Origin of the sequence: Paraburkholderia graminis, assembly GCF_003330785.1 — a bacterium.
GTDB lineage: Bacteria > Pseudomonadota > Gammaproteobacteria > Burkholderiales > Burkholderiaceae > Paraburkholderia > Paraburkholderia graminis.
On sequence record NZ_CP024935.1, the window covers coordinates 712,914 to 735,635 of the forward strand.

Here is a 22,722-nt window from a genome sequence, read left to right on the forward strand (position 1 = left end):
CAGCGGTTTCAGCCATGTCGTTGACCGTTCGCGAAGCATTCGACCGGCAACAGCTTGCCGCCGCGGCAGCAGTGGCAGATCTCGTCGTCGCCGATTGCGGCATGCGCGAAGTTGCTCGCAATATTCGCTTCGCTGTACGCGCGGATTCGCTTCTCGATGCCGCGGTCGAATTCGGGCGACACGAAATGAATGCCGCCCGTTGGCGTCGAGACCAGCGTGCCGTCGCGCGCGACCAGTTCGCCGTCCTTGAACACATAAGCGGGCGACGTGAACATCCGCTCGCGGTCGGCATCGTCGCGATACACGGCGATGTCCGCCGCCGCGCCCACGCCGAGATGGCCGCGGTCCTTCAGGCCGAGCAGACGCGCCGGCCCCGCGCGCGTGATGGTCGCGATCTCGTACAGCGAGAATTCGCGCGTCAGTTGCGGCAACGCGCTCGCCACTTGCGCGTCGGGATGCAGCTTCGCGAGTTGCTCGTCGCGAAACGATTTGTCCATCAGCAGACGAATCAGATGCGGATAGCTCGTAAACGGTCCGCCGTTCGGATGATCGGTCGTCATCGCGACGCGCCACGGGTCGTCCACCAGCAGAAAGATTTCGAGCCCGATGATCCACTGCAACGCATTCACGTAGCTCTGCTCGCGATAGCGGAACGGCACCACGCCGCAGCCGGCGTCGCATTCGATGTCGCCGACGATCCACTTGTGCGGCCGCGCGAGCGGCGCGTTGCGGAACTGCATCATGGTGTCGCCGGAAGCGGTGACGGTCTGCCCGAAGATGATCTGGCCGACGTCGATGGACACATTCGGCCGCGCATTCACGGCTTCCGCGATGCGCCGCGCGCCCGACGAAAACTTCTGCGGCCCTTCGACGCCATAGCTATGAAACTGGATATGCGTGAGATGGATCGGCAGGCCGTCGGCGGCGTCCATCGTCGCGATCGTCGAATCGATGTTGCCGGGCACGCCGAGATTGCTCGCGTGCACATGCAGCGGATGCGGCACGCGCAGTTCGGTGAGCGCGCGTGTCAGCGTGTGCAGCACTTCGCGCGGCGTGATGCCGTAATGCACGTGCGGTTCGTCGACATCGAGCGAGCGCTGGTTGAACCTGAACGCCGAGATGCCGCCCGGATTCACGACTTTCACGCCGAGCGCCTTGCTCGCATGAATCGTCCAGCCGACGTAGTCGCGCAGATGCTCGAAATCGTCGCGCGCGGCCAGCATTTGCAGGAACAGCTCGTCGTTGCCGAGCATCACGTACGCGCCGTGATCGATGATCGGCGTGTCGCCCATCTCGAGGTGCGTGTGGCGCGCGTTGGAGGCGATCATCGCCGGTTCGAATGCGGCCGTGTAGCCCATTTCGGCGTAACGGTAGCCGGTTGCGAGCGTGCCGGGCGCGCAGACGCCGCAAGACGGCAGGCGCAGATAGCGGCCGTTTGCGTCCCGCACGGATTCGTACGATGCGTCGCGCACGGGATCGTCGCGATGATCCTCGGGCAGCAGGAGACGTGACAGATTGGTCTTGCCGCCGCTGATATGCGAATGCATGTCGATGCCGCCCGCCATCACGATCATGCCGGTCGCGTCGTATTCGCGGTCGGCTGGAATGTTCGCGGGGACGTCGACGATGCGGCCGTCGCGGATTGCCAGGTCGCGGCGCTCGCCGTCGACGCCGTTGGCCGGATCGAAGAGGGTGCCGCCCTTGAGGCGGATGAGCGTCATGGCTGGGCCTCTGCGTGAGACGAGGCGAGCGGCGTGGCCAGCAGCGCGCCAAGCTTTGCGGCAATCGTTCCGACCGACGGAAGCCCGGCGCGGCGCGCGGCGGTGAGCGGCATCACGACCGAGCTGTCCACACGGAACAGATGCCCGCCGCTGTCCACAGCCGGTGTCGCCACTGGAATAAACACGGTGTCCTTGCCGCGTGCCGCCGCGCGCTGCGCGAGAGCCGGATGCCCGAGCACGATGAGCGGCACATCGTCGGCAAGCGCTTCGGGCCACGCGGGCGGCGCGAAACTCGCGACCCACAAGAGCGCGTCGACTTCGCGATCCGCGAGCAGTCTTTCTGTGCGATAGCGATACGGATCGTAGTCGAGCGGCGTAGTCCCCGCGATACGCGCCGGTGTCGATACCCGCGTGCGAAGCGGCAGGCCCGAGAGCCATGTCACCGTCTGGTTGACCGTCAACGCGCCGTCATCGCCGCCGAGCGCGAGGCCGCCCGCGCGCGACTTCAGATTCGACGCCTTCACGATCCGGTTCAACGCTTCGATCAGCAACGCCGCATGAGGGCCGGGCAACGACGCGGGTTCGTACACGAGCACCGTGTAGCGCGCGGCATCGATGCGAGCCTGAAGCGCCTGCAACGCGGCAAGCGTGCGCTGCGCGTCTTGCGCATCGGCGACGTCCTGATGCAGCGAAGTCGGCGGACGGCGATCGCTGATCGTCGACCACAGCGCGAGCGTATCGAACGGATCGGCGTCGGGCAAAATCGACTCGACCCGCACATGCTCGCAGCCAGGTCCACTCGCCGCCGGGTCCGCTTCGCAGCCGATGAACACGAGCTCGCGCGGCGTCGTCGTTCCCTCGATGGTGCGCGTGAAAAAGCGCGGATAGCGCCGCGATGGCTGGCAGCCGAAAAACAGCAGCAAATCGGCGCGCGACCGCACTTCGGAAAGCGTCGTGAAGAACGAGCCGCGGTCCTGAAGCGCGAGCGTCGCGGCGCTCATTGCATCGCCATGCTGATGATCGAGGATCGCGCCGCAGCCGGCAGCGAGCGTGTACAGCGCACGCGCGCCGGCCACGTCGGTCGCCAATGCGCCGAACAGCGGCCGCCGCGCCGACGACAGAATGTGCGTCGCGCGCGTGAGCGCCGCGTCGAGGTCCACTGCGTTTCCGTCGATGCTCGCACTGCATTGCGCATCCGCGGCGCCGTAATACGTCAGCGCTTCCAGGAGGCGCGGGCAATCGGTGTTCTGCACGGCGAGCGTCGCGTCGTCATGCGATTCGATCGCGAGGTCATCGCAGAGCAGCGGACAGAACGGGCAGGTCCAGTCGCGCGTGATCGACGCGGCGGCCGAGGTGGCCGCGCCCGATGGGCTGGTCGTCGACGGATCGGTGGGCGAGAGGTGCATGGGGCGACTTTTAGCAAGCTCCATGCCGATGCGTTTCATCGCGCGGCAATAGTGCGCTCGAAATGCGTCGTGCTTAAGGTCGCGTCGGGCTTCAACGCGCTCGAACGCGCATGCCGGGCGAACGGTCGCGAGGGCGCGCCGTGTCCGAACTCAAACCCACAAACGCCTGCCGATTGAACAGCGTGCCCGACTTCGCGAAGGCCGCCCGCTGCGCCGCGCCGCGCTATGCGCCTGCGTTGTCCGCGTACAGGTTGTGTGCCGTTCTGGAGCAGAGTGTCACCCGCGGCCCGCGAAAGCACGATAAAGCCTGGCCGTTGTTTACCACCGCACCGCTTCCGCCGATTGGCATGGAACTTGTTTTGCTCGCCTACGTCGACGCTGCGAGCGGCAGGCCGATGCGGCCATCGTGCAACGCCGACGCGACGAGCCACGCGCTTGCGCCGGTACGCGCCGCAGCAGTCAGATCGCCGCGATCGCGAATGCCGCCCGCGCCGATCACCTGAGTATCGGCAGGCGCACTGGCTCGAATGCGTTCGAAGGTGGCGAGATCGGGACCGTCGTAGCTGCCGACCTGATCGAGCGTCATCGCGATGACTCTGCGCGGCCACCATGAGCGCGCGGGCTCCGGGCATTCGTGAGCGGCAGCGGCGCTAAGCAGTTGGCCGGCGCGATGGTCGAGCGAGAGGATCGGCGAGGTTGGCGAGGCTGGCGAGGTTGGCGACGCGGCTGTTTCGGCGGCGCGCAGTGCGTGAATGTCTTGCAACGATTCGGTGCCGAATACCGGCACGAGGGTCGCGAGCGCGTGCTGTGGGTGTTGCGGGTGCTGATTGCTTGCGTCGATGCGCGCGAACAGCGCCTGCATCGACGCGAAGTCGGCATAGCCCGCATCGAGCCAGATGTCGATGCCGGGCAGCGCGGCGCGCAACGCGGCAAGCGTCTCGATGTGAGCGCGCTGCTGAAGGATCGCGCCGAGGTCGGCGATGTAGAGCGTGCGGGCGCCGCTTGCAGCAAGCAGCGCGCGGGCGATGGCAAGCGGCTCGCTGGTGGCGGCAAGCGACGAACGTATCGGCAGATAGGCGCTCCGTTCGCCGCGCACCGCGCGCACGACGTGGCCGTCGAGCAGATCGAGAACCGGTATCACCTGCATAGGGGCGCGTCCTTTGACCAAGATCTTTGTCTTCGAGTATCTCACCGGCGGCGGCATCGACCCGGCATTGGCCGGCGCGGCGAGTCTCGCCGACCTGAGCGCGCTGATCGTCGAAGGCCGCGTGATGCGCGACGCGCTGGTCGCGGACCTGCGCCAACTCGACGATGTCGAGGTGAGCTTCGCAACCTCGCGCTTCGAAAACGTCGACCCCGCGCTCGCTCATTGTATGGCCGCGCCGGGCGAATCGATGACGGCTTTCGTCGCGCGCGCGGCTCGCGAACATGACTACGCATGGATCGTCGCGCCCGAATGCGACGGCTTGCTGCTGCATCTGTACGACGCGGTCGGCGCGGCGCGCTGGCTCGGCTGCGCGAAGGAAGCGATCCGCGTCACGTCGAGCAAGAGCGCGACCGCCGCGTGCCTCGCCATGCACGGCATTGCGACCACGCCGGCCATCGAGCCCGGTCATACGGCGGCCAATGCAATGGCCCACGCGGGGCGCAAGTGGGTCGTGAAGCCGGACGACGGCGCGGGCGGACTCGACACCTTCGTATTCGACGATTTCGCCGAAGCCTGCACCGAATACGATGCGCGCGCGGCAGCGGCGCGTAATCCGGTGTTGCAGGAGTGGGTCGACGGCGAGCCGCTGAGCCTTTCGCTGATCTGCGACGGCAAAGGCGTCGAACTTGTCAGCATCAACCGGCAACGGATTGGGCTCTCGGAGAGCACGGCGCCGGGGCAGCGCGCGAGCATCGTCGAATTCGACGGCGTGACGGTCAATCAGATCGACACGGCCAGCGATCAGGGACGGACGCTGCGCGAACTCGCTCATCGCGTCGCGGAGGCGATACCGGGGCTGCGCGGGTTTGCCGGAATCGATGTGGTGTGGCATCCGTCGCGCGGTCCTGTGGTCATCGAGGTCAATCCGCGACTGACCGTGGCTTATGCGGGTTTGTCGGCGGCGCTTGGGCGCAACCTTTCCGCGGTGTTGCTGGGCGCGCATGGGGTTCGGGTTGGCGAACCTCGCGAAACCACGAGCGCGGCGCGCGAGTTCGACACTCACTCCGCTTGCGGAGTGCAGCCATGAACGCGCCGCGCATGGAACCGGTAGGCCGCTCGCCGGTGTTCGGCTGGGACGTCGGCGGCGCGCATGTGAAGGTGTCGATGAGCGATGCCGGCGGCGTGCTGCTCGACGTCGGTCAGTGGGCCTGCCCGTTGTGGCAAGGGCTCGAACATCTCGAGCGCACGATCGACCTTGTATTCGAGCGCTGGCCGGTCGCGAAGACCTACGCGGCGCGTCATGCGGTGACGATGACCGGCGAAATGGTCGACCTCTTCGAGGACCGCTCGCAAGGCGTGCGCGCGATTGCCGCCGCACTGGCGCAGCGGCTCGGGCCGCGCGTCGCTTTTTATGCGGGCGACGCGGGCTGGTTGACGCGCGAGACGTGCGCGGCCGGCTGGCGCAGCGTCGCGTCGGCGAACTGGCTCGCGACCGCCCACTGGCTCGCGACGCGCGTGCCGAATGCGTTGCTGATCGACATCGGCAGCACGACGACCGACATCATTCCGGTCGCGAACGGGCGTGTGGTTGCGCGCGCATCGACGGATGCCGGGCGGCTCGCGACCGGCGAACTCGTGTATCAGGGCGTGGTGCGCACGCCGCTGTGTGGCATCGCGCGGCGCATCGAATTCGGCGGCGCGGCCGTCAACGTGATGAACGAATGGTTCGCGAGCACCGCCGACGTCTACCGGCTCACGGGCGAACTCGCGCCGCAATACGACCTCTACCCGAGTGCCGACAATGGCCCGAAAACCGAATTGGCGAGCCGAAGGCGGATCGCGCGGATGATCGGCCGCGACGCGCACGAAACGAGTCCCGCCGAATGGCGCGCGTTCGCGTTGCGCTGGCGCGAGCTGCAATTGCGCGAGATCGGCGCGAACCTGACGCGCGTGACGGCCGCGCATCCTGAACTGGCCGCCGCGCCGCTGGTGGGCGCGGGCTGCGGACGTTTTCTCGCGGCGGCGCTCGCACGCGAGGAGGCGCGCGGCTACATCGATTTCGGCACGCTCGCGGGCGGCGCGGCGGATCAGGCGGAGTGGGCGGCGACGTGTGCGCCGAGCGTCGCGGTGGGTTTGCTTGCAGCGGCGCGGTATGGGAAAGCGGGTGACGTGACGGCCGGCGAGGGCGCCGCGAGCGTCGATGCGGCTTTTCGCGCCGCGTGAAGGGGACGCGGCCGATGCAGTGATTGTGGCTAGAGGAAAACGCAGGCAAACGGCACAAACCATCCACAGGAGGACCGGCATAGAAGCAAACAGGCAGCGAAGCGGACAAGCAAACGAGGTTAATCGCAAACGAGGACGACGATCATGTGGGTGGTCAAGATCGGGGGCAGCCTGAGTCATGAGCCGGCGCTGCGCCAATGGCTCATGGAGCTATGCGAGGTGGGGGGCGGGCGCATCGTCATCGTTCCCGGCGGCGGCGATTTCGCGGACAAGGTGCGCCAGTACCAGAGCGAGTGGTGTTTCGACGACCTCGCTGCGCACAACATGTGTCTGCTCGCGATGACCCAGTACGCGCTTCTGATGCAGGGCGTGCTGCCCGAACTCGTGCTGGCATCGAGCGAGGCGAAGATTCGCCGCGCGCTGCGCGATGGGCACGTCGCCGTCTGGGTGCCGACCGCGCTGATGCGCGACACGCCCGACGCGATGAGCAACTGGGACACGACCTCGGACAGCCTCGCCGCCTGGCTCTCGACGATGCTCAACGCCGAGCGCCTGATCGTCGTGAAGTCGTGCCCGATAGCGGGAAACGAACGGCTCGACGCGCTCGCGGCGTCGGGCGTGGTGGACCGCCGTTTCGTCGATTACGTGAACGAAGCGAACTATGTGGTCGAGCTTTTCAACAAGGACAACGTCGAATTGATGAGAGACCGGCTGTTGAATACGCCGGTGATTTGAAGGCTGCCGCAGTGGTGCATGCGTTACCTGCACGACATGCGGCTCTTGCAGCGAGCCGTTGTCGCCCCGCGCGCTCATTAAGCGCCGAGCGTACCCACCACCACAGAATCCACGTCGCCACCCGCGCCTCGAACGCCGCCCGATCCGCTATGCAGCGCATCCGCCCAATCGGCGACGCGTTGCGGATCGAGCCGCGAGCGCCGGCCATCGACGCACAACGCCGTGCGAAAACCCGCGACATCCGGCGCAAGCGCGCGAATCTGTTCCAGTTGAGCGAGGCCCAGCGAGCCGGCGAGGCCGCACATCGCGCCTTGCTGGCGCACGAGCCGCAGCCAACGCGCGAGCGAATCGCTGTCCACGTGATCGAATAACGTACTGCCGTCTTTCGTCGAGGTGTCGAACATCACGCCGACAAAACCAAGCGACGCGGCATGCGCGACCAGCTCGCCCTCCATGCCGCCGTCGCACAGCAGCACCGGCACGACCGCAGCCGGCAGATTCGCGAGTTGTTCGAGGCAACGGCGCGCGGCCGGTCCGGGCGTCACGCCGACCTTCACGTAATCGACGCCCGTATCGCTCACATCGATCACGCGCGCGGCGATTTCGTCGAGCGCTTCCGGCGGAAGGTCGCCGATCGTCGCGCTGATCGGCTTGACCGGATAGCGGGCGCGAAGCTCGCGGACGATCCGCGCAATATCGCCAATCGACAAACCGCCCAACGCGCCCGCGTTCGGCTCTTTCAGGTCGATCAGGTCCGCGCCGGCGCGGGCCGCGTCGAATGCTTCGTCGTGCGAGCGGACGCTCGCAAGCAATGCCGTCATCGGTATTCTCCGAAAAAAGCGGAAAAAGCGGGAGGGATACGAAATAAGCGAACTAGGCGGCCTGGCCGCCGGGCGATGCAAGCCGCTCGCGATGTCGCGCGATCGCCGAAGTGAGCCATCCCCACGCGGTGCGTTCAATCTCGCCGGCGGTTTTGTCGATGGCGATCTGCAGATAGGCCATCTCGCGATCGACCTTGTCGGCCGGCAGCATGAAGAGCCGGCTCACGAGAATCGAGCCTTCGACGACCGCCGCCTGCGCGCGGTTAAAACCCGTGAAGGGCGCATGCGTTTCGCGGTGCACGCATTTCATCCGCAGCACCGGGCGCTCGTTGTCGTCGCGCAGCTCGTGCAGTTCGAACTCGGCGTGCGCGAGCGATTCGGCGAGTCTCACGCTCGCGACGCGGCTCGCTGCGAGCGTCGGCCAGTCGGTTGCGCAATGCGTGACGCAGCCGGCGAAAACGCGGACGTCGGTGGTGAAGTTGAGAACCGCCGCGCGGGTGGCGACGATATTGTCGAGCGTGACGGACGGACGAAAAGGCGACAGGACGACGAAGTCGCCCTCGTAACGGGCTCCCATCGGCGCGACATGTGGACGGCCATCGCTCGCTGCGGTAGTGACGATCGTTTCGTGGATCATGGATGGGAACGCATGTCGTGGCAGCACGTCAGGCCGCCCGTATGGCTGACGATTAACAATCGGTCCGCAGAGGGGCCGCATTACGCGGCCCATGCGGGCTTAACGCGTAGCGATATACATCGTGATTTCGAAACCAAAACGCATATCGGTGTAGCTCGGAGTCGTCCATTGCATATGTGCTTCCTCCATCGGTTGATACAGCGTCACGCCGTCGGTCCGGCAAGGCGCCGGACTTCATGGGCATCATCGGCTACGCAAGGTTCGTGCCGCAATGGCAATCGCACTCGATGCAGCCGATGCCGCGCCGCGACACGGTTTTCGCCGGATAGCGGCGGCGGTAGCTTCGCACGCCGCGTGGGTGCCTGACGGCAGTTCGTGCGGCGCACTGTTCCGATAATGCAGCAAAGTGTGCCACCTTGCAGCAAAGACCCTAGTGCGGGTGTCACTTAGGGTTCGTCCTGAGCACTAGCATCTGGTGCTGGTCGGTGAGGACGGCATTTGAGTTCACCTGCCAAAACCCCACACCACCCTGTGCGATGAATAACCGATCGCTTAACTCTGCCAAATAAAATCGTGAATTCCCGTCGATGACGACCTTGCCTACAGTGCACACAAGCGCTTCGTTCTTCCGGCAGCGCGCCTGTCCACCATCGAGGATACGTCATGAACGATTTCAGTCAACCGGCGATCGAGTCCCTCCACAAGCCGCGCAATGCGGGCGATCCTCGCGAGCGTTATGCCGCAGGCGTGATGAAGTATCGCGAGATGGGCTACTGGCAACCGGATTACACGCCGAAAGACACCGACGTCATCGCGCTGTTTCGCATCACGCCGCAGCCGGGCGTCGATCCGGAGGAAGCGGCCGCCGCGGTGGCCGGCGAATCGTCGACGGCGACCTGGACCGTGGTCTGGACCGATCGCCTCACCGCGTGCGACATGTACCGCGCAAAAGCGTATCGCGTCGATCCGGTGCCCGCGTCGAGCGCGAGCGAGCCGCAGTACTTCGCGTACATCGCGTATGAACTCGATCTCTTCGAGGAAGGCTCGGTCGCGAACCTGACCGCGTCGATCATCGGCAACGTGTTCGGCTTCAAGCCGCTCAAAGCGCTGCGCCTCGAAGACATGCGCATACCTGTTGCTTATCTGAAGACTTTCCAGGGACCGCCGACGGGCATCGTCGTCGAACGTGAACGGCTCGACAAATATGGCCGGCCGCTGCTGGGCGCAACCGTCAAGCCGAAGCTCGGCCTCTCGGGAAAGAACTATGGCCGCGTCGTCTATGAAGGTTTGCGCGGCGGGCTCGATTTCTTGAAGGACGACGAGAACATCAACTCCCAGGCTTTCATGCACTGGCGCGACCGTTTCCTCTTTTCGATGGAAGCGGTGAACCGCGCGCAGGCCGAAACCGGCGAGGTGAAAGGGCACTACCTGAACGTCACCGCGGGCACGATGGAAGACATATACGAGCGCGCCGAATTCGCGAAGCAACTGGGTTCGTGCATCGTGATGATCGACCTCGTGATCGGCTGGACCGCGATTCAGTCGATGGCACGCTGGGCGCGCAAGAACGACATGATCCTGCACCTGCATCGCGCGGGGCACAGCACGTACACGCGGCAACGCAATCACGGCATTTCGTTTCGCGTGATCGCGAAGTGGCTGCGCATGGCGGGCGTCGATCACGCACATGCGGGCACGGCGGTCGGCAAGCTCGAAGGCGATCCGCTGACCGTGCAGGGCTTTTACAACGTGTGCCGCGAGGCGCATAACGAAGTGGACCTGTCGCGCGGCATCTTCTTCGATCAGCCGTGGGCCGGTTTGCGCAAGGTGATGCCGGTGGCCTCGGGCGGCATCCACGCAGGGCAGATGCATCAACTGCTGGACCTCTTCGGCGACGACGCGATCCTGCAGTTCGGCGGCGGCACCATCGGTCATCCGGGCGGCATTCAGGCGGGCGCTGTTGCCAATCGCGTCGCGCTCGAGTGCATGGTGAAGGCGCGCAACGAAGGGCGCGACATCCGTCAGGAAGGGCCGGAGATTCTGGAAGCAGCGGCGCGCTGGTGCGGGCCGCTCAAGCAGGCGCTCGATACGTGGCGCGACGTGACCTTCAACTACGCGTCGACTGACTCGCCGGATTTCGCGGCCACGCCGACGGCAGCCTAGGTCGTTAAGCAGCTTAAACCCCGCATCAAAAGATCACGGATGCAAGTTCGCAGCGGTGCCGACGCACCGCGCGTGACACCGCTTGCGCCGTCCGAACGTTGCAGTCAATCAATCGCGAGGTACGTCATGCGTATTACACAGGGCACGTTCTCCTTCCTGCCGGAATTGACCGACGAGGAAATCGGCTTGCAGATCGACTATGCATTGAGCCAGGGCTGGGCCTGTTCCGTCGAATTCACCGACGACCCGCATCCGCGCAATACGTATTGGGAAATGTGGGGTCTGCCGATGTTCGACCTGCACGATGCAGCCGGCGTGCTGCAAGAAGTGAAGGCGTGCCGCGCCGCGAGGCCCGATCATTACATCAAGGTCAATGCGTTCGATTCGGTGCGCGGCTTCGAAACGATGCGCCTGTCGTTCATCGTCAATCGTCCCGATCATGAGCCGGGCTTCCGTCTGACGCGTCAGGACGGGCCAGGACGTTTGCAACACTACGGCCTTGCGGGCTATGCGAGCGACCGGCCTTCGGGCGAACGCTACGGCACGGAGCATTGACACATGAACCTCGCGCTGCCGCCCCATATCGATCTCGCCGCGCTGTATCGCGACTCGGGCATCGGCGATGTGCTCGCGGAACTCGACCGCGATCTCGTCGGGCTCGTGCCGGTCAAGACGCGCATCCGCGAGATTGCCGCGCATCTGCTGGTCGAGCGTGCGCGCGAATCGCTCGGTCTCGCGAGCGGCGCGCCGACGCTGCACATGTGTTTCTCGGGCAATCCGGGCACCGGCAAAACCACGGTTGCACTGCGCATGGCCGAGGTCTTGCACCGGCTCGGCTACATTCGCCGCAATCATCTCGTGTCGGTCACGCGCGACGATCTGGTCGGCCAGTACATCGGCCACACCGCGCCAAAAACGCGCGATGTGCTGAAGCGCGCGATGGGCGGCGTGCTGTTCATTGACGAAGCGTATTACCTGTACCGTCCCGAGAACGAACGCGACTACGGTCAGGAAGCCATAGAAATCCTGCTGCAAACGATGGAAAACCAGCGCGACGATCTCGTCGTGATCCTCGCCGGTTACGCGTCGCGGATGGAAGTGTTCTTCGAGAGCAATCCGGGTTTTCGCTCGCGCATCGCGCATCACATCACGTTTCCCGATTACGGCGACGCGGAATTGCTCGACATTGCCGAGCGCATGCTCGCGACGATGCATTACCGCTTCGACACGGATTCGCGGCGCGCTTTCGCGGACTACCTCGCATTGCGCACGCGTCAGCCGAATTTTGCCAATGCGCGCTCGGTGCGCAATGCGCTCGACCGCTCGCGGCTGCGCCAGGCCAATCGTCTTTTCGCGAGAGCGATCGACGGCGGCGCGCCAATCGACGCAGCCGCGTTGACGCTGATCGCAGCCGAGGACATTCGCGCGAGCCGCGTGTTCGCCGAAGCGTCCGCCCATGCGTCGAACGCAGATACGCCCGACGCGCCCGATGCGCCGGATGCGCCCGAAGCGCACCACACCGCCCCCGCGCCGCCAGGCTGAAACAGAACAACCTCAGGAGATCGCCATGCAAGACGGACGCACGACCCTTTCGAAGTTTCTGATCGACACGCTCGACCGCCAGCCTTGCGCGGCCGGAACCGCGCAAAACGCGGGACTTTCCGCGCTGCTGATCGACGTGGCCGCGGCCATCAAGTCGATTTCGGCGATGCTCACCAAGGGCGCGCTCGGCGGGCATTACGGCTCGGCGCACAGCGTCAACACGCATGGCGAGGAGCAGAAGAAACTCGACGTCGCCACCAACGAAGTCTTCGTGCAGCACTGCGAGTGGGACGGTCTCCTCGCGGCGATGGCCTCCGAGGAAATGGAGCGCGTCTACACGATTCCGCAGCACTATCCGCGCGGCGACTATCTGCTCGCATTCGATCCGCTCGACGGCTCGTCGAACATCGACATCAACGGCGTAGTCGGGTCGATCTTCTCGGTGCTGCGTCATGTGGACGATCGTCCCGCCGACGCCGAAGAACCCGTGGGCGAATCCGCTTTTCTGCGGCCGGGCCGCGAGCAGGTCGCGGCGGGCTATGCGATCTACGGTCCCTCGACCATGCTCGTGCTGTCGGTCGGCAACGGCACGCATGGCTTCACGCTCGAACGCGACATCGGCAATTTCGTGCTCACGCATTCGAACATCCGCATTCCCGCCGAGACGGCGGAGTTCGCGATCAACGCATCGAACGAACGCTTCTGGGAGCCGCCGGTGCGCCGCTATGTGCAGGAGTGCAAGGACGGACGCACCGGCTGCCGGACCGAGGACTTCAACATGCGCTGGATCGCCTCGATGGTCGCGGAAGTGCATCGCATCCTGATGCGCGGCGGCGTGTTCATGTATCCGCGCGACTCGAAAACGCCCGGCATGCACGGGCGCCTGCGGCTTCTGTACGAAGCGAATCCGATGAGCTTTCTGGTCGAGCAGGCGGGCGGTCTTTCGATTACAGGCCGCGAACGCATTCTCGACGTCGTGCCGCACACATTGCATGGCCGCGTGCCCGTGATTCTCGGCTCGCGCAACGAAGTCGAGCGCATTGGCCGCTATCACGGCGAGTACGACCGTGGCGAGGACCAGCCGTTCACGTCGCCGCTCTTCGGCCGACGCTCGCTGTTTCTGCCGGGCTTCACCGCCTGATTGCGCGCAATGCAGGCTCGCACTGACGCAGAGCGGCCGAACACAACACTACTATCCGGAGACAAGCGCATGTCAATCAAACACCCGATCATCGCGGTGACCGGTTCCAGCGGCGCCGGCACGACGACCGTGATGAAGAGCTTTGCCCATATTTTCAGGCGCGAAAAGATCAACGCGCAGATCGTGGAAGGCGACGCGTTTCACCGCTACGACCGCAACGGCATGCGCGAAGCAATGAAGCAGCACGAGCGCGACGGCGTGCCGAACTTCAGCCACTTTGGACCGCAAGCGAATCTGCTGGAAGAACTCGAAGCGCTCTTCGCGAGCTACGGAGAGACCGGCACCGGCAAGTTTCGTCATTACGTGCACGACGAAACGGAGACGCGTCTCTACAAGCAGGATGCCGGCACGTTCACGCCGTGGGAAGACGTGCAGCCCGACACTGACCTGATGTTCTACGAAGGTCTGCACGGCGCGGCGGTGACCGACCACATCGACATCGCGCGGCATGCGGATCTGCTGATTGGCGTGGTGCCGACCATCAACCTCGAATGGATTCAGAAACTGCATCGCGATCAGACTATGCGCGGTTACTCGCATGAGGCGGTCGTCGATACGATCTTGCGGCGCATGCCCGACTACGTGAACTACATCTGCCCGCAGTTTTCCCGCACGCATGTGAATTTCCAGCGCGTGCCGACCGTGGATACGTCGAACCCGTTCATTGCGCGCGAGATTCCGCAGCCCGACGAGAGCTTTGTCGTGATCCGCTTCGCGCGGCCCAAAGGCATCGACTTCCAGTATCTGCTGACCATGTTGCACGACTCGTTCATGTCGCGGCCGAATGTGATCGTCGTGCCGGGCGGCAAGATGGGCCTCGCCATGCAACTGATCTTCACGCCGATGATTCTGCAACTGATCGACCGGCGCTCGCGAGCGTAAGCCGTAGCCGCGGCCGTAACCGCGGCCCCGCCGCAAAGACCCGACGCGAAACACCGGCTTGCTGTTCCAAGGAGACATTCGATGAGCGCCGTCGCAGAATCGCTTGCATTACCTGAAACCCGCCTGATGGCCGACGCGCTGCGCATGCTCGCCATCGACGCCGTCGAAGCGGCGAAGTCGGGTCACCCCGGCATGCCGCTCGGCATGGCCGAGATCGCCGTTGCGTTGTGGGACCGGCATCTGAAACACAATCCGCGCAATCCGGCATGGCCCGACCGCGACCGCTTCGTGCTGTCGAACGGACATGGTTCGATGCTGTTGTACGGGCTGCTGCATCTCACCGGCTACGATCTGCCGATAGACGAACTGAAACGCTTTCGTCAATTGCACAGCAAAACGCCGGGGCATCCCGAAGTGGGCGTGACGCCCGGCGTCGAGACGACCACCGGTCCGCTTGGCCAGGGCCTCGCCAACGCGGTCGGCATGGCGCTCGCGGAAGCGCTGCTCGCGCACGAGTTCAACCGGCCCGGCCATACGATTGTCGATCATCGTACCTATGTATTCGCCGGCGACGGCTGCCTGATGGAAGGCATTTCGCACGAAGCGGCATCGCTTGCGGGCACGCTGAAGCTCGACAAGCTCACGGTGCTCTACGACGACAACGGTATCTCCATCGATGGCCATGTCGCGCAGTGGTTCAACGACGACACGCCCGCGCGCTTTGCCGCTTACGGCTGGCAGGTGGTGCGCGACGTCGACGGTCACGATGCGGACGCGGTCGACCGCGCGCTGCAAGACGCGCGCGCAGCCGGCCGGCCGACGCTGATCTGCTGCCGCACGGTGATCGGCAGAGGCTCGCCTGGCAAAGCGGGCACGCACGATGTGCATGGCGCGCCGCTCGGCGCCGACGAAGTCGCGAATACGCGGCGCGCGCTCGGCTGGCCGTATCCGCCGTTCGTCGTGCCCGAGGAGGCTCGCTCGCAGTGGGATGCGCGCGCTCGCGGCGAGACGGCCGAAGCCGACTGGAGGCGCCGCTTCGAAGCGTATCGCAATCACTATCCGCATGAAGCCGCCGAATTCGAGCGCAGGACGCAGGGCAGGCTGCCCGCGCATTGGCACGATGCCGTTCGCGCGATGCTGCGCGACGCCGACAGCGCGGCGCAAACCATCGCGACGCGCAAGGCTTCGCAGCAGACCATCGCCGTGCTCGCTCGCGCGCTGCCGGAATTGCTCGGCGGCTCGGCGGATCTGACAGGCTCGAATCTGACCAACTGGCAGGCGGCGGTGGACATCCACGCGGACGAAGACGGCCTGCGCGGCGGCAACTATCTGCACTACGGCGTGCGCGAATTCGGCATGAGCGCGGTGATCAACGGCATCGCGCTGCATCGCGGGCAGATTGCGTTCGGCGGCACGTTTCTCACGTTTTCCGACTACTCGCGCAACGCGCTGCGCATGGCCGCGTTGATGAAGACACGCTCGATCTTCGTGTTCACGCACGATTCGATTGGGCTCGGCGAAGACGGGCCGACGCATCAGTCGGTCGAGCACGCGGCGAGCTTGCGGCTGATTCCGGGGCTCGACGCCTGGCGACCGTGCGATACGGTGGAAACCGCGCGCGCGTGGGCCAGCGCGATCGAACGCAATGGGCCGACGTGCCTGCTGCTGAGCCGGCAGAACCTGCCGTTCGTCGCGCGCGGCAGCGAACAGATCGACGCAATCGAGCGGGGCGGCTATGTGTTGCGCGATTGGCCGGAGGGTAATGCGCAAGCGCGCGTCGTGCTAATTGCTACGGGTTCCGAAGTATCGCTCGCGCTCGATGCGCTCGCGCTGCTCGCCGAAGCGGGCATCGCCGCACGCGTCGTCTCCATGCCGTCGACCAGCGTATTCGACCGGCAACCGGATGCATGGCGCGAAGCGGTGCTGCCGCCGGGCGTGCCGCGCGTCGCCGTCGAAGCGGGCGTGCGCGCGTTCTGGCGGCAGTACGTGGGCCTTGAAGGCGGCGTCGTGGGTATCGACAGCTTCGGCGAATCCGCGCCCGCTGCCGCGCTGTTCGAACATTTCGCGCTGACCGCGCAAGCCGTGGCCGACGAAGCGCGCCGCGTCGTGCAGCGCTTCGCTTCGCACGAGCGGCACAACAGAATCCAATGATTCGTTCCCGAGGAGTTTGCAATGGCCTTCATCGCACTGCGTCAACTACTGGATCACGCGGCCGAACACGGCTACGGCGTGCCCGCGTTCAACGTCAACAACATGGAGCAGATTCACGCGATCATGCAGGCCGCGGAGGAAACCGCGAGCCCGGTGATCCTGCAAGCGTCGGCGGGCGCGCGCAAGTATGCGGGCGAGCCGTATCTGCGTCATCTGGTGCTCGCCGCGCTCGAGGCGCATCCGGACATTCCGCTCGTGCTGCATCAGGATCACGGCGCGAGCCCGGCCGTGTGTCAGCAGGCAATCCGCTCGGGCTTTACATCGGTGATGATGGACGGCTCGCTGCTGCCCGATCAGAAAACGCCCGCCGCCTATGACTACAACGTCGACGTGAGCCGTCGTGTAGTAGAAGCGGCGCACGCGGTCGGCGTTTCCGTTGAAGGCGAACTGGGTTGCTTAGGTTCGCTCGAAACGGGCACGGCCGGCGAGGAAGACGGCGTCGGCGCGCAAGGCCAACTCACGCGCGACGCTCTGCTGACCGACCCGAGCGAGGCGCAAATTTTCGTCGATGCAACCGGCGTCGATGCGCTCGCCATCGCAATCGGCACATCGCACGGCGCGTATAAATTCAGCCGCCAGCCGACCGGCGATATTCTCGCTATCGACCGCATCGTGCAGATCCACGAGCGCATTCCGAATACGCATCTCGTGATGCATGGGTCGTCGTCGGTGCCGCAGGAATGGCTTGCGGTGATCCGCGAATATGGCGGCGAGATTCCGACGACCTATGGCGTGCCCGTCGAGGAAATTCAGCGCGGCATTGCTCACGGCGTGCGCAAGGTGAATATCGACACCGACATCCGGCTCGCGATGAGCGGCGCGATGCGCAAGTCGATGGCGAACGCGCGCGGCGAATTCGATCCGCGGGCCGCGTTGAAGGCGGCGACGGCGGCGGCGCGCGGCATTTGCGTCGAGCGCTTCGAGGCGTTCGGTTGCGCCGGGCAGGCGCCGCGCATCAAGCCGTTGCCGCTCGAGGCAATGGCGCGCCGTTATCACTGAACGCAAGGAGACATCATGCGTGATTTTCTGATTGCTCCTTCGCTGCTGTCCGCGGATTTTGCGCGTCTCGCCGACGAGATTCGCGACGTCACCGTGGCCGGCGCCGACTGGATTCACCTCGACGTGATGGACAACCATTACGTGCCGAATCTGACGGTCGGGCCGCTCGTGTGTTCGGCGATCCGGCCGCATACGCGCGTGCCGATCGACGTGCATCTGATGACCATGCCGGTCGATCCGCTCGTCATCGCCTTTGCGGAAGCGGGCGCGAACACGATCAGTTTTCATCCGGAAGCGTCGCTGCATGTGCATCGGACGATCGAACTCATCAAGACGCAGGGCGCGCGCGTCGGACTCGCGCTGAATCCGGCCACGCCGCTCGCGGTGCTCGATCATGTGATCGAACGGCTCGACGTGGTGCTCGTGATGTCGGTGAACCCCGGCTTCGGCGGCCAGGCGTTCATACCCGAGACGCTCGCGAAGTTGCGCATGCTGCGTGAACGGGTCGACGCGACGATGCAGCGCACGGGTCGTCCGTTGCTGATCGAAGTGGATGGCGGAGTGAAGGCGTCGAACATCGCGCAGATTGCGGCGGCGGGCGCCGATGTGTTCGTGGCCGGTTCGGCGGTGTTCGGCGCGGACGACTATGCGCGGGCGATCAGCGACATGCGCGGCGAACTTGCGCAAGTGAGCGAATCGGACGAAAGGGCTTTGGCGGAAGTGCGCTGAAAAACTCGGGCGGCTGTTCGGTTTGGGAGAAATCGAACCGAATGGCGTCAGCGTTTTTTCATCGTTTCGCCAGGCGCGCACCATGCCGACAGATCCTGTTCCGGCCGCTCGACGGCGCAACCCCAATCGAGCGGCTGGTCCTGATCGAAGCGCTTGCCGAGACGCCACGCAATCTCGGCGCGCGCCAACTGTACGCCCATATAGAACGCGTGGCCGCCGTCGGCTTCGAGGTGAAGATCGGGGTAGAGCGCGAACGGATCGCCGGCTTTGAGATGACCGTCGCGGTTATAGACGTGAATACCTTCGTCGCTGACCTGCACACGAAAGTTAGGATCGCGAACATCGCGCGCGAATTCGTCGATTTCCGCCGCGCTATAGGGGAAAGGGCGCTTTGCGTGAACGGTCGCGAGATCGCCGTTGATGCCTTTGGGCAGCATGTGCGCTTCCCGTGCGGCGTGCATCACGCGGCGCGCGACGTCGGCTTCGCGCACCGCACGCCGCGCATGCAGGCTCACGGACGTGGTGAGCACGGCCCTCACGCGAAGCTCCGCGGCCATGCCGAGCAATACCGCGTTGATGCCGCTCGTGTCCGCTTCGGTCAACTCGGTCACGTTGCCGATGCCCATCATGATGGCCACGTCCGGATAGCGTTCGCGCAGCCTGACATAGCGTGCAATCGACGTCGCGAGACCGAACGGAATCGGATCCAGAATCGGATCGGCGAGAAACGCGCGGCCTCGCGCGGTTAAAAGTTCGATGGCTGCGTCGAGCGAAGCGGGGTCGCCCGGATCGCGCGCGACGAGGATCGGCGTGGACGGCACTTCGTCGGCGATCCACAGCGTGTCGAGATTCAGGCTCATCAGATAGTCCGCGCCCGCCCGGCCGCCGCGCAGCAACTCGTCGGTGCGCATCGAATCGACGCTCACCCGATAGCCTTCGGCTTTCAAACGGCGCACCGCATCCTCGAGATGCGGAAACGGCGTTTCCGGCAGACAGCCGATGTCGATCACATCCGCGCCCTGCGCCGCGTAGTCGCGAGCACGCGCGGCGATGCCGTCGAGATCGAGGCGCGGCGCATCGACGATCTCCGCGAAAATCTCGGTCTCGTAGCGCGACAGGTCGACGGGTTTCGCCTCGCGGCCGAAGAATTGCGGCAGGTCTTTCACTTCTTCCGGTCCGCGTTCGAACGGCACGCCGTAGTGTTCGCTCAGCGCGGCGAGATCGCCACGGCAGCGCCCCGGCACGATCACGCGTTGCGCGGCGAGCGGCGCGGGCACGCGTCGGCGGATCATGTCGGCCGTCATCAGCGCCGCAACCTGCAAGCCGATTTCGCGGATTTCCCAACTGAACGGCGCGGGCGCCATGCTTTCGAGCACGCGCACGAGGCTCTTTTCGGCGAGCCGGCCCGTCAGGAAGAGGATGTGGTCCATGTCTGTACGCGCCGGGCCGCCGGGCAGGTTTTTAGCGTGAGAGTGCTTTCATGCAAGATCGAGCATCGCGACCCGTTGATCCAGCGCCGCCTTCAACTCATCGAGCGAGCGCACCACCGTCGTATATTCGAAGCGCGATAGCCGCTCCACATTGTCGAGCTCGATCGCCCGCGGCCGCAGTTCGACCCATTCGTTAGGGCTTTGCGTAACCACGGTCGGCTCGGTATCGCATGCAAAGACGATGCCCGGAATGCACTGCTTACCCGCCTGAGCGTACATGTTGGTCGGCAGCGTATCGGAGATGCCGAACGCGCACTTGGCCACCGTGTTGCTGGTGGCCGGCGCAATGATCACAGTGTGATACATCCCGTGATACAGCATGCCAACCGGCACGCCGCTCGCGCTCTTGTCGCGGAACACGTTGAAGCGCTCACGCAGTCGCGGCAGCTTCCAGCCGTAGAGCGGCAGCACTTCCTCGGCGGCGGCCGAGAGAAAGAGGTCGGTGCGCGGCAAGGCGAGCGCGAGCTCGATCGACTCCTCGAGCAGATGGCCCGAGCCGGTCACGCACCACGCAAAGCGCGCATCGGGCTTGAAGTCCGCGAGATGACGAGCCGGCGCCTGGCTCATGCGTCATGGGCGCGATGCGCGGCATCGCCCGGCGAGCCTTCGGGCGTGGCCGCATCGGAGGTGATTTCGTCGGCCGCGTCGTCGGTTTCCAGGCCGTCGCTGCCCGAGCCGTCGTGCGACAGACGGATTTGCAGCCGCCGCATCTTCCGGTACAGCGTATTGCGGCTGATGCCGAGCGCCTTCGCCACGTTGCTCACGTTCCAGCGGTTTTCCTCGAGCATTGCAAGAACCGTCTCGCGTTCGTTCAACTGAATCGCGTTCAGCGCGGAAAGGTCCGGGTCGTCGTCTGCATGCGGGGCGGGCTGCGCCGCCGCCTGTGGCGCGGCGGGCGACGCCACCTCCGGTTCGCGCTGCGTGACTTCGACGGGCAAATCCTCGCAGCGGATCGGTTGTCCGTCGCATAACGCAATCGCCATTTGCAATACGTGACGCAACTGGCGGATGTTGCCGGGCCATGCATAGCTCAGCAACGCCTGCTCGGCTTCCCTCGTCAGCTCGGGTGGATCGTCGTCGGTCTCGGCCGCGAGCAGATGATGAATCAGCGGCAGCTTGTCGACGCGCTCCGCGAGCGGCGGCAGATTCAGCTCGACGCCTTTGAGCCGGTAATACAGATCCTCGCGGAATTGCCCGCTGTGCACGAGTTCGAGCAGATTGCGGTGACTCGCGCTGATCAACTGGAAATTGACCTTCACGGTGGTCTCGGCGCCGAGCGGCGTGACCTCGTGTTCTTCTATCACGCGCAGAAGCCGCGCCTGCAACGCAAGCGGCATGTCGCCGATCTCGTCCAGAAAGAGTGTGCCGCCATTGGCCTGCACGATCTTGCCGCGCCGTCCTTCGCGTTGAGCGCCGGTGAACGCGCCGGCCCGATAGCCGAACAGTTCGCTTTCGATCAGGTTCTCCGGCAGCGACGCGCAATTCACCGGCACGAACGGCCCCGACGAATGCGGGCTGATGCTGTGCAGCGCCTGCGCGAAAACTTCCTTGCCGGTTCCCGTTTGCCCTCTGAGGATGATCGGAATCTTGCGTTGCACGACACGCGCGCCGAGCTGAATCTGCGAGGCCATGCGCGGGTCGCCGAATTCCAGGTGCGCGATTTCGTCGAGCCGTGCGGGCGGCGGCCGCTTGTCCGATGCGCTCGCGCGCGGCGCCGATGCCGATGTCGATGCAGATGCCGGTCCCGCCACCGCGACGCGCGCGCCGCGGCCCGAGGCGTTTTGCGCGGCCTGTGCGATCAGGAAGAAGCGGTTGGTCGCGTTCGCGCTGTACACGGTGACCGGATGGAACGAGCCGCGAATGCTGCGCGCGATCATGTCCTCGAGCGATGCATTGAACGCCTCCTCGATACGCCGTCCGCGCAATTCGCCGAGCGAGCGGAAGCCGAGCTGGAAAAGCGCGCTGCGGTTTGCGGCGAGCACGGTGCTGTCGTCCGCGACCGCGAGCTTGCCGCCGTGCAGCGTGCCGACGAATTCCGGCCGGCTATGAAAGTGGATCATGTTCGCGTGCCGGTAGCGCGCGTCGATCAGACGGTTTTCGATCATCTGCCGCGACATGCCGACGAGCACCAGCGAGTGTTGCTGCAACAGTTTGGAGCGGCTCGTCACGTCGAGCACGCCGGCGATCTCGCCGCTGTCGTCGAAGATCGGCGCGGCGGAGCAGGTGAGCGACGTATAGCGCGGATAGAAATGTTCGTGCTGGCACACCGCGATGCAATCGCGCTCGGCGAGACACGTGCCCATTCCGTTGGTGCCCGCTTCGCGCTCGCTCCACAGCGCGCCGACGCGAAAGCCGTCGGAAGCGACGGCCTCGGCAAACGGCACCGACGAAACCTGATGCACGATCACGCCGCCCGCGTCGACCAGCACCACCGCGAGTTCGGGGTCGGCCAACTGCTGATAGAGCGTGGTCATTTCCAGCTTCGAACACGCGATCAGATCGCCCATCGCCTCGCGGCGCGAGCTTAGTTCGTACTCCGTCAGGATGGGCGGCGTGACGAAACGGGAAGGATCGAGCTGGAATTCATTGACGCAGCGCGCCCACGATTGAGCGACGGGCTCGCTCGTCGGTCGCGTCGCCAACTGATGATTGACGACGTTGAGAATTTCACGGACGTGCATGGAGCTGTCAGCGAGCAACGACATGGGGTTCGTCTCCGTTGCGGCACATTCATGCGCGCCCTGCGTTGCCCTGCGTATTGCTGCTCGCCCGGACTTCGCGTTGCGCGTCTACGTGTACCGCTTTATCGATAATG

20 protein-coding genes are annotated in these 22,722 nt (G+C 65.1%); 11 read left to right on the forward strand and 9 right to left on the reverse strand.

Annotated features, from left to right (window positions below; genetic code table 11):
• Positions 1-8: 8 nt before the first annotated feature.
• The 3 genes from CUJ91_RS21405 to CUJ91_RS21415 all read right to left on the reverse strand — a co-directional run bounded on the left by CUJ91_RS21405 (position 9) and on the right by CUJ91_RS21415 (position 4,274).
• Positions 9-1,721 carry a formylmethanofuran dehydrogenase subunit A gene (locus CUJ91_RS21405; RefSeq protein WP_114157064.1) on the reverse strand — a complete coding sequence of 571 codons (1,713 nt, stop codon included), beginning with the start codon at positions 1,719-1,721 and terminating at the stop codon, positions 9-11.
• Positions 1,718-3,127, reverse strand: a complete 1,410-nt coding sequence (locus tag CUJ91_RS21410) for a molybdopterin-binding domain-containing protein (protein ID WP_114157065.1) — start codon at positions 3,125-3,127, stop codon at positions 1,718-1,720. The genes CUJ91_RS21405 and CUJ91_RS21410 overlap by 4 nt, the downstream gene beginning before the upstream one ends.
• 367 nt (positions 3,128-3,494) lie before the next feature.
• Positions 3,495-4,274 (reverse strand): HisA/HisF-related TIM barrel protein, encoded by a 780-nt coding sequence (locus CUJ91_RS21415; RefSeq protein ID WP_114157066.1) that lies wholly within the window; start codon positions 4,272-4,274, stop codon positions 3,495-3,497.
• A gap of 13 nt (positions 4,275-4,287) precedes the next feature.
• Here CUJ91_RS21415 and CUJ91_RS21420 point away from each other — a divergent pair, with 13 nt between their 5' ends.
• The 3 genes from CUJ91_RS21420 (at position 4,288) to CUJ91_RS21430 (ending at position 7,232) form a co-directional block, all read left to right on the forward strand.
• Entirely contained in the window at positions 4,288-5,361 is a 1,074-nt protein-coding gene (locus CUJ91_RS21420; protein WP_114157067.1) for an ATP-grasp domain-containing protein, read from the forward strand.
• Positions 5,358-6,497, forward strand: coding sequence for a hydantoinase/oxoprolinase family protein (locus CUJ91_RS21425; RefSeq protein WP_114157068.1), 1,140 nt, complete (start codon positions 5,358-5,360; stop codon positions 6,495-6,497). Before CUJ91_RS21420 ends, CUJ91_RS21425 begins: the two co-directional genes overlap by 4 nt.
• Before the next feature lie 144 nt (positions 6,498-6,641).
• The gene (locus CUJ91_RS21430) at positions 6,642-7,232 is read left to right on the forward strand and encodes an amino acid kinase family protein (protein ID WP_006046586.1); all 591 of its coding nucleotides are present in this window, start codon (positions 6,642-6,644) and stop codon (positions 7,230-7,232) included.
• Positions 7,233-7,309: 77 nt separating this feature from the next.
• Here CUJ91_RS21430 and CUJ91_RS21435 read toward each other — a convergent pair whose 3' ends face one another.
• From CUJ91_RS21435 to pqqA, 3 genes are all read right to left on the reverse strand, one after another.
• Positions 7,310-8,053 (reverse strand): (5-formylfuran-3-yl)methyl phosphate synthase, encoded by a 744-nt coding sequence (locus CUJ91_RS21435; protein ID WP_114157069.1) that lies wholly within the window; start codon positions 8,051-8,053, stop codon positions 7,310-7,312.
• 52 nt (positions 8,054-8,105) lie between these two features.
• Positions 8,106-8,690, reverse strand: a complete 585-nt coding sequence (locus CUJ91_RS21440; protein WP_114157070.1) for a DUF447 domain-containing protein — start codon at positions 8,688-8,690, stop codon at positions 8,106-8,108.
• 99 nt (positions 8,691-8,789) lie between these two features.
• Positions 8,790-8,864 carry a pyrroloquinoline quinone precursor peptide PqqA gene (gene pqqA, locus CUJ91_RS35135; RefSeq protein WP_013342881.1) on the reverse strand — a complete coding sequence of 25 codons (75 nt, stop codon included), beginning with the start codon at positions 8,862-8,864 and terminating at the stop codon, positions 8,790-8,792.
• Positions 8,865-9,353: 489 nt separating this feature from the next.
• Here pqqA and CUJ91_RS21450 point away from each other — a divergent pair, with 489 nt between their 5' ends.
• The 8 genes from CUJ91_RS21450 (at position 9,354) to rpe (ending at position 18,417) form a co-directional block, all read left to right on the forward strand.
• Entirely contained in the window at positions 9,354-10,853 is a 1,500-nt protein-coding gene (locus tag CUJ91_RS21450) for a form I ribulose bisphosphate carboxylase large subunit (protein WP_114157071.1), read from the forward strand.
• A gap of 126 nt (positions 10,854-10,979) precedes the next feature.
• Positions 10,980-11,408, forward strand: a complete 429-nt coding sequence (locus CUJ91_RS21455) for a ribulose bisphosphate carboxylase small subunit (protein ID WP_006046591.1) — start codon at positions 10,980-10,982, stop codon at positions 11,406-11,408.
• A gap of 3 nt (positions 11,409-11,411) precedes the next feature.
• Positions 11,412-12,395 carry a CbbX protein gene (gene cbbX / locus CUJ91_RS21460; RefSeq protein WP_114157072.1) on the forward strand — a complete coding sequence of 328 codons (984 nt, stop codon included), beginning with the start codon at positions 11,412-11,414 and terminating at the stop codon, positions 12,393-12,395.
• Positions 12,396-12,420: 25 nt separating this feature from the next.
• Positions 12,421-13,536, forward strand: a complete 1,116-nt coding sequence (locus tag CUJ91_RS21465) for a class 1 fructose-bisphosphatase (protein WP_006046593.1) — start codon at positions 12,421-12,423, stop codon at positions 13,534-13,536.
• A 69-nt stretch (positions 13,537-13,605) separates the two neighbouring features.
• Positions 13,606-14,478 carry a phosphoribulokinase gene (locus CUJ91_RS21470; protein WP_006046594.1) on the forward strand — a complete coding sequence of 291 codons (873 nt, stop codon included), beginning with the start codon at positions 13,606-13,608 and terminating at the stop codon, positions 14,476-14,478.
• An 81-nt stretch (positions 14,479-14,559) separates the two neighbouring features.
• A complete protein-coding gene (gene tkt, locus CUJ91_RS21475) occupies positions 14,560-16,629 on the forward strand; it encodes a transketolase (RefSeq protein ID WP_114157073.1) in 2,070 nt (689 codons plus the stop codon).
• Positions 16,630-16,650: 21 nt separating this feature from the next.
• Positions 16,651-17,688 (forward strand): class II fructose-bisphosphate aldolase, encoded by a 1,038-nt coding sequence (fba, locus tag CUJ91_RS21480; protein WP_006046596.1) that lies wholly within the window; start codon positions 16,651-16,653, stop codon positions 17,686-17,688.
• A gap of 15 nt (positions 17,689-17,703) precedes the next feature.
• Positions 17,704-18,417, forward strand: coding sequence for a ribulose-phosphate 3-epimerase (gene rpe, locus CUJ91_RS21485; protein WP_035569414.1), 714 nt, complete (start codon positions 17,704-17,706; stop codon positions 18,415-18,417).
• Positions 18,418-18,464: 47 nt separating this feature from the next.
• Here rpe and CUJ91_RS21490 read toward each other — a convergent pair whose 3' ends face one another.
• From CUJ91_RS21490 to CUJ91_RS21500, 3 genes are read right to left on the reverse strand one after another with little or no spacing between them, the layout of a single operon-like run.
• Entirely contained in the window at positions 18,465-19,847 is a 1,383-nt protein-coding gene (locus tag CUJ91_RS21490; protein WP_114157074.1) for a DUF6513 domain-containing protein, read from the reverse strand.
• A 48-nt stretch (positions 19,848-19,895) separates the two neighbouring features.
• Positions 19,896-20,474, reverse strand: a complete 579-nt coding sequence (locus CUJ91_RS21495) for a flavoprotein (protein ID WP_006046600.1) — start codon at positions 20,472-20,474, stop codon at positions 19,896-19,898.
• Positions 20,471-22,612 (reverse strand): sigma-54-dependent Fis family transcriptional regulator, encoded by a 2,142-nt coding sequence (locus tag CUJ91_RS21500; RefSeq protein WP_114157075.1) that lies wholly within the window; start codon positions 22,610-22,612, stop codon positions 20,471-20,473. Before CUJ91_RS21500 ends, CUJ91_RS21495 begins: the two co-directional genes overlap by 4 nt.
• Between the last annotated feature and the right edge of the window lie 110 nt (positions 22,613-22,722).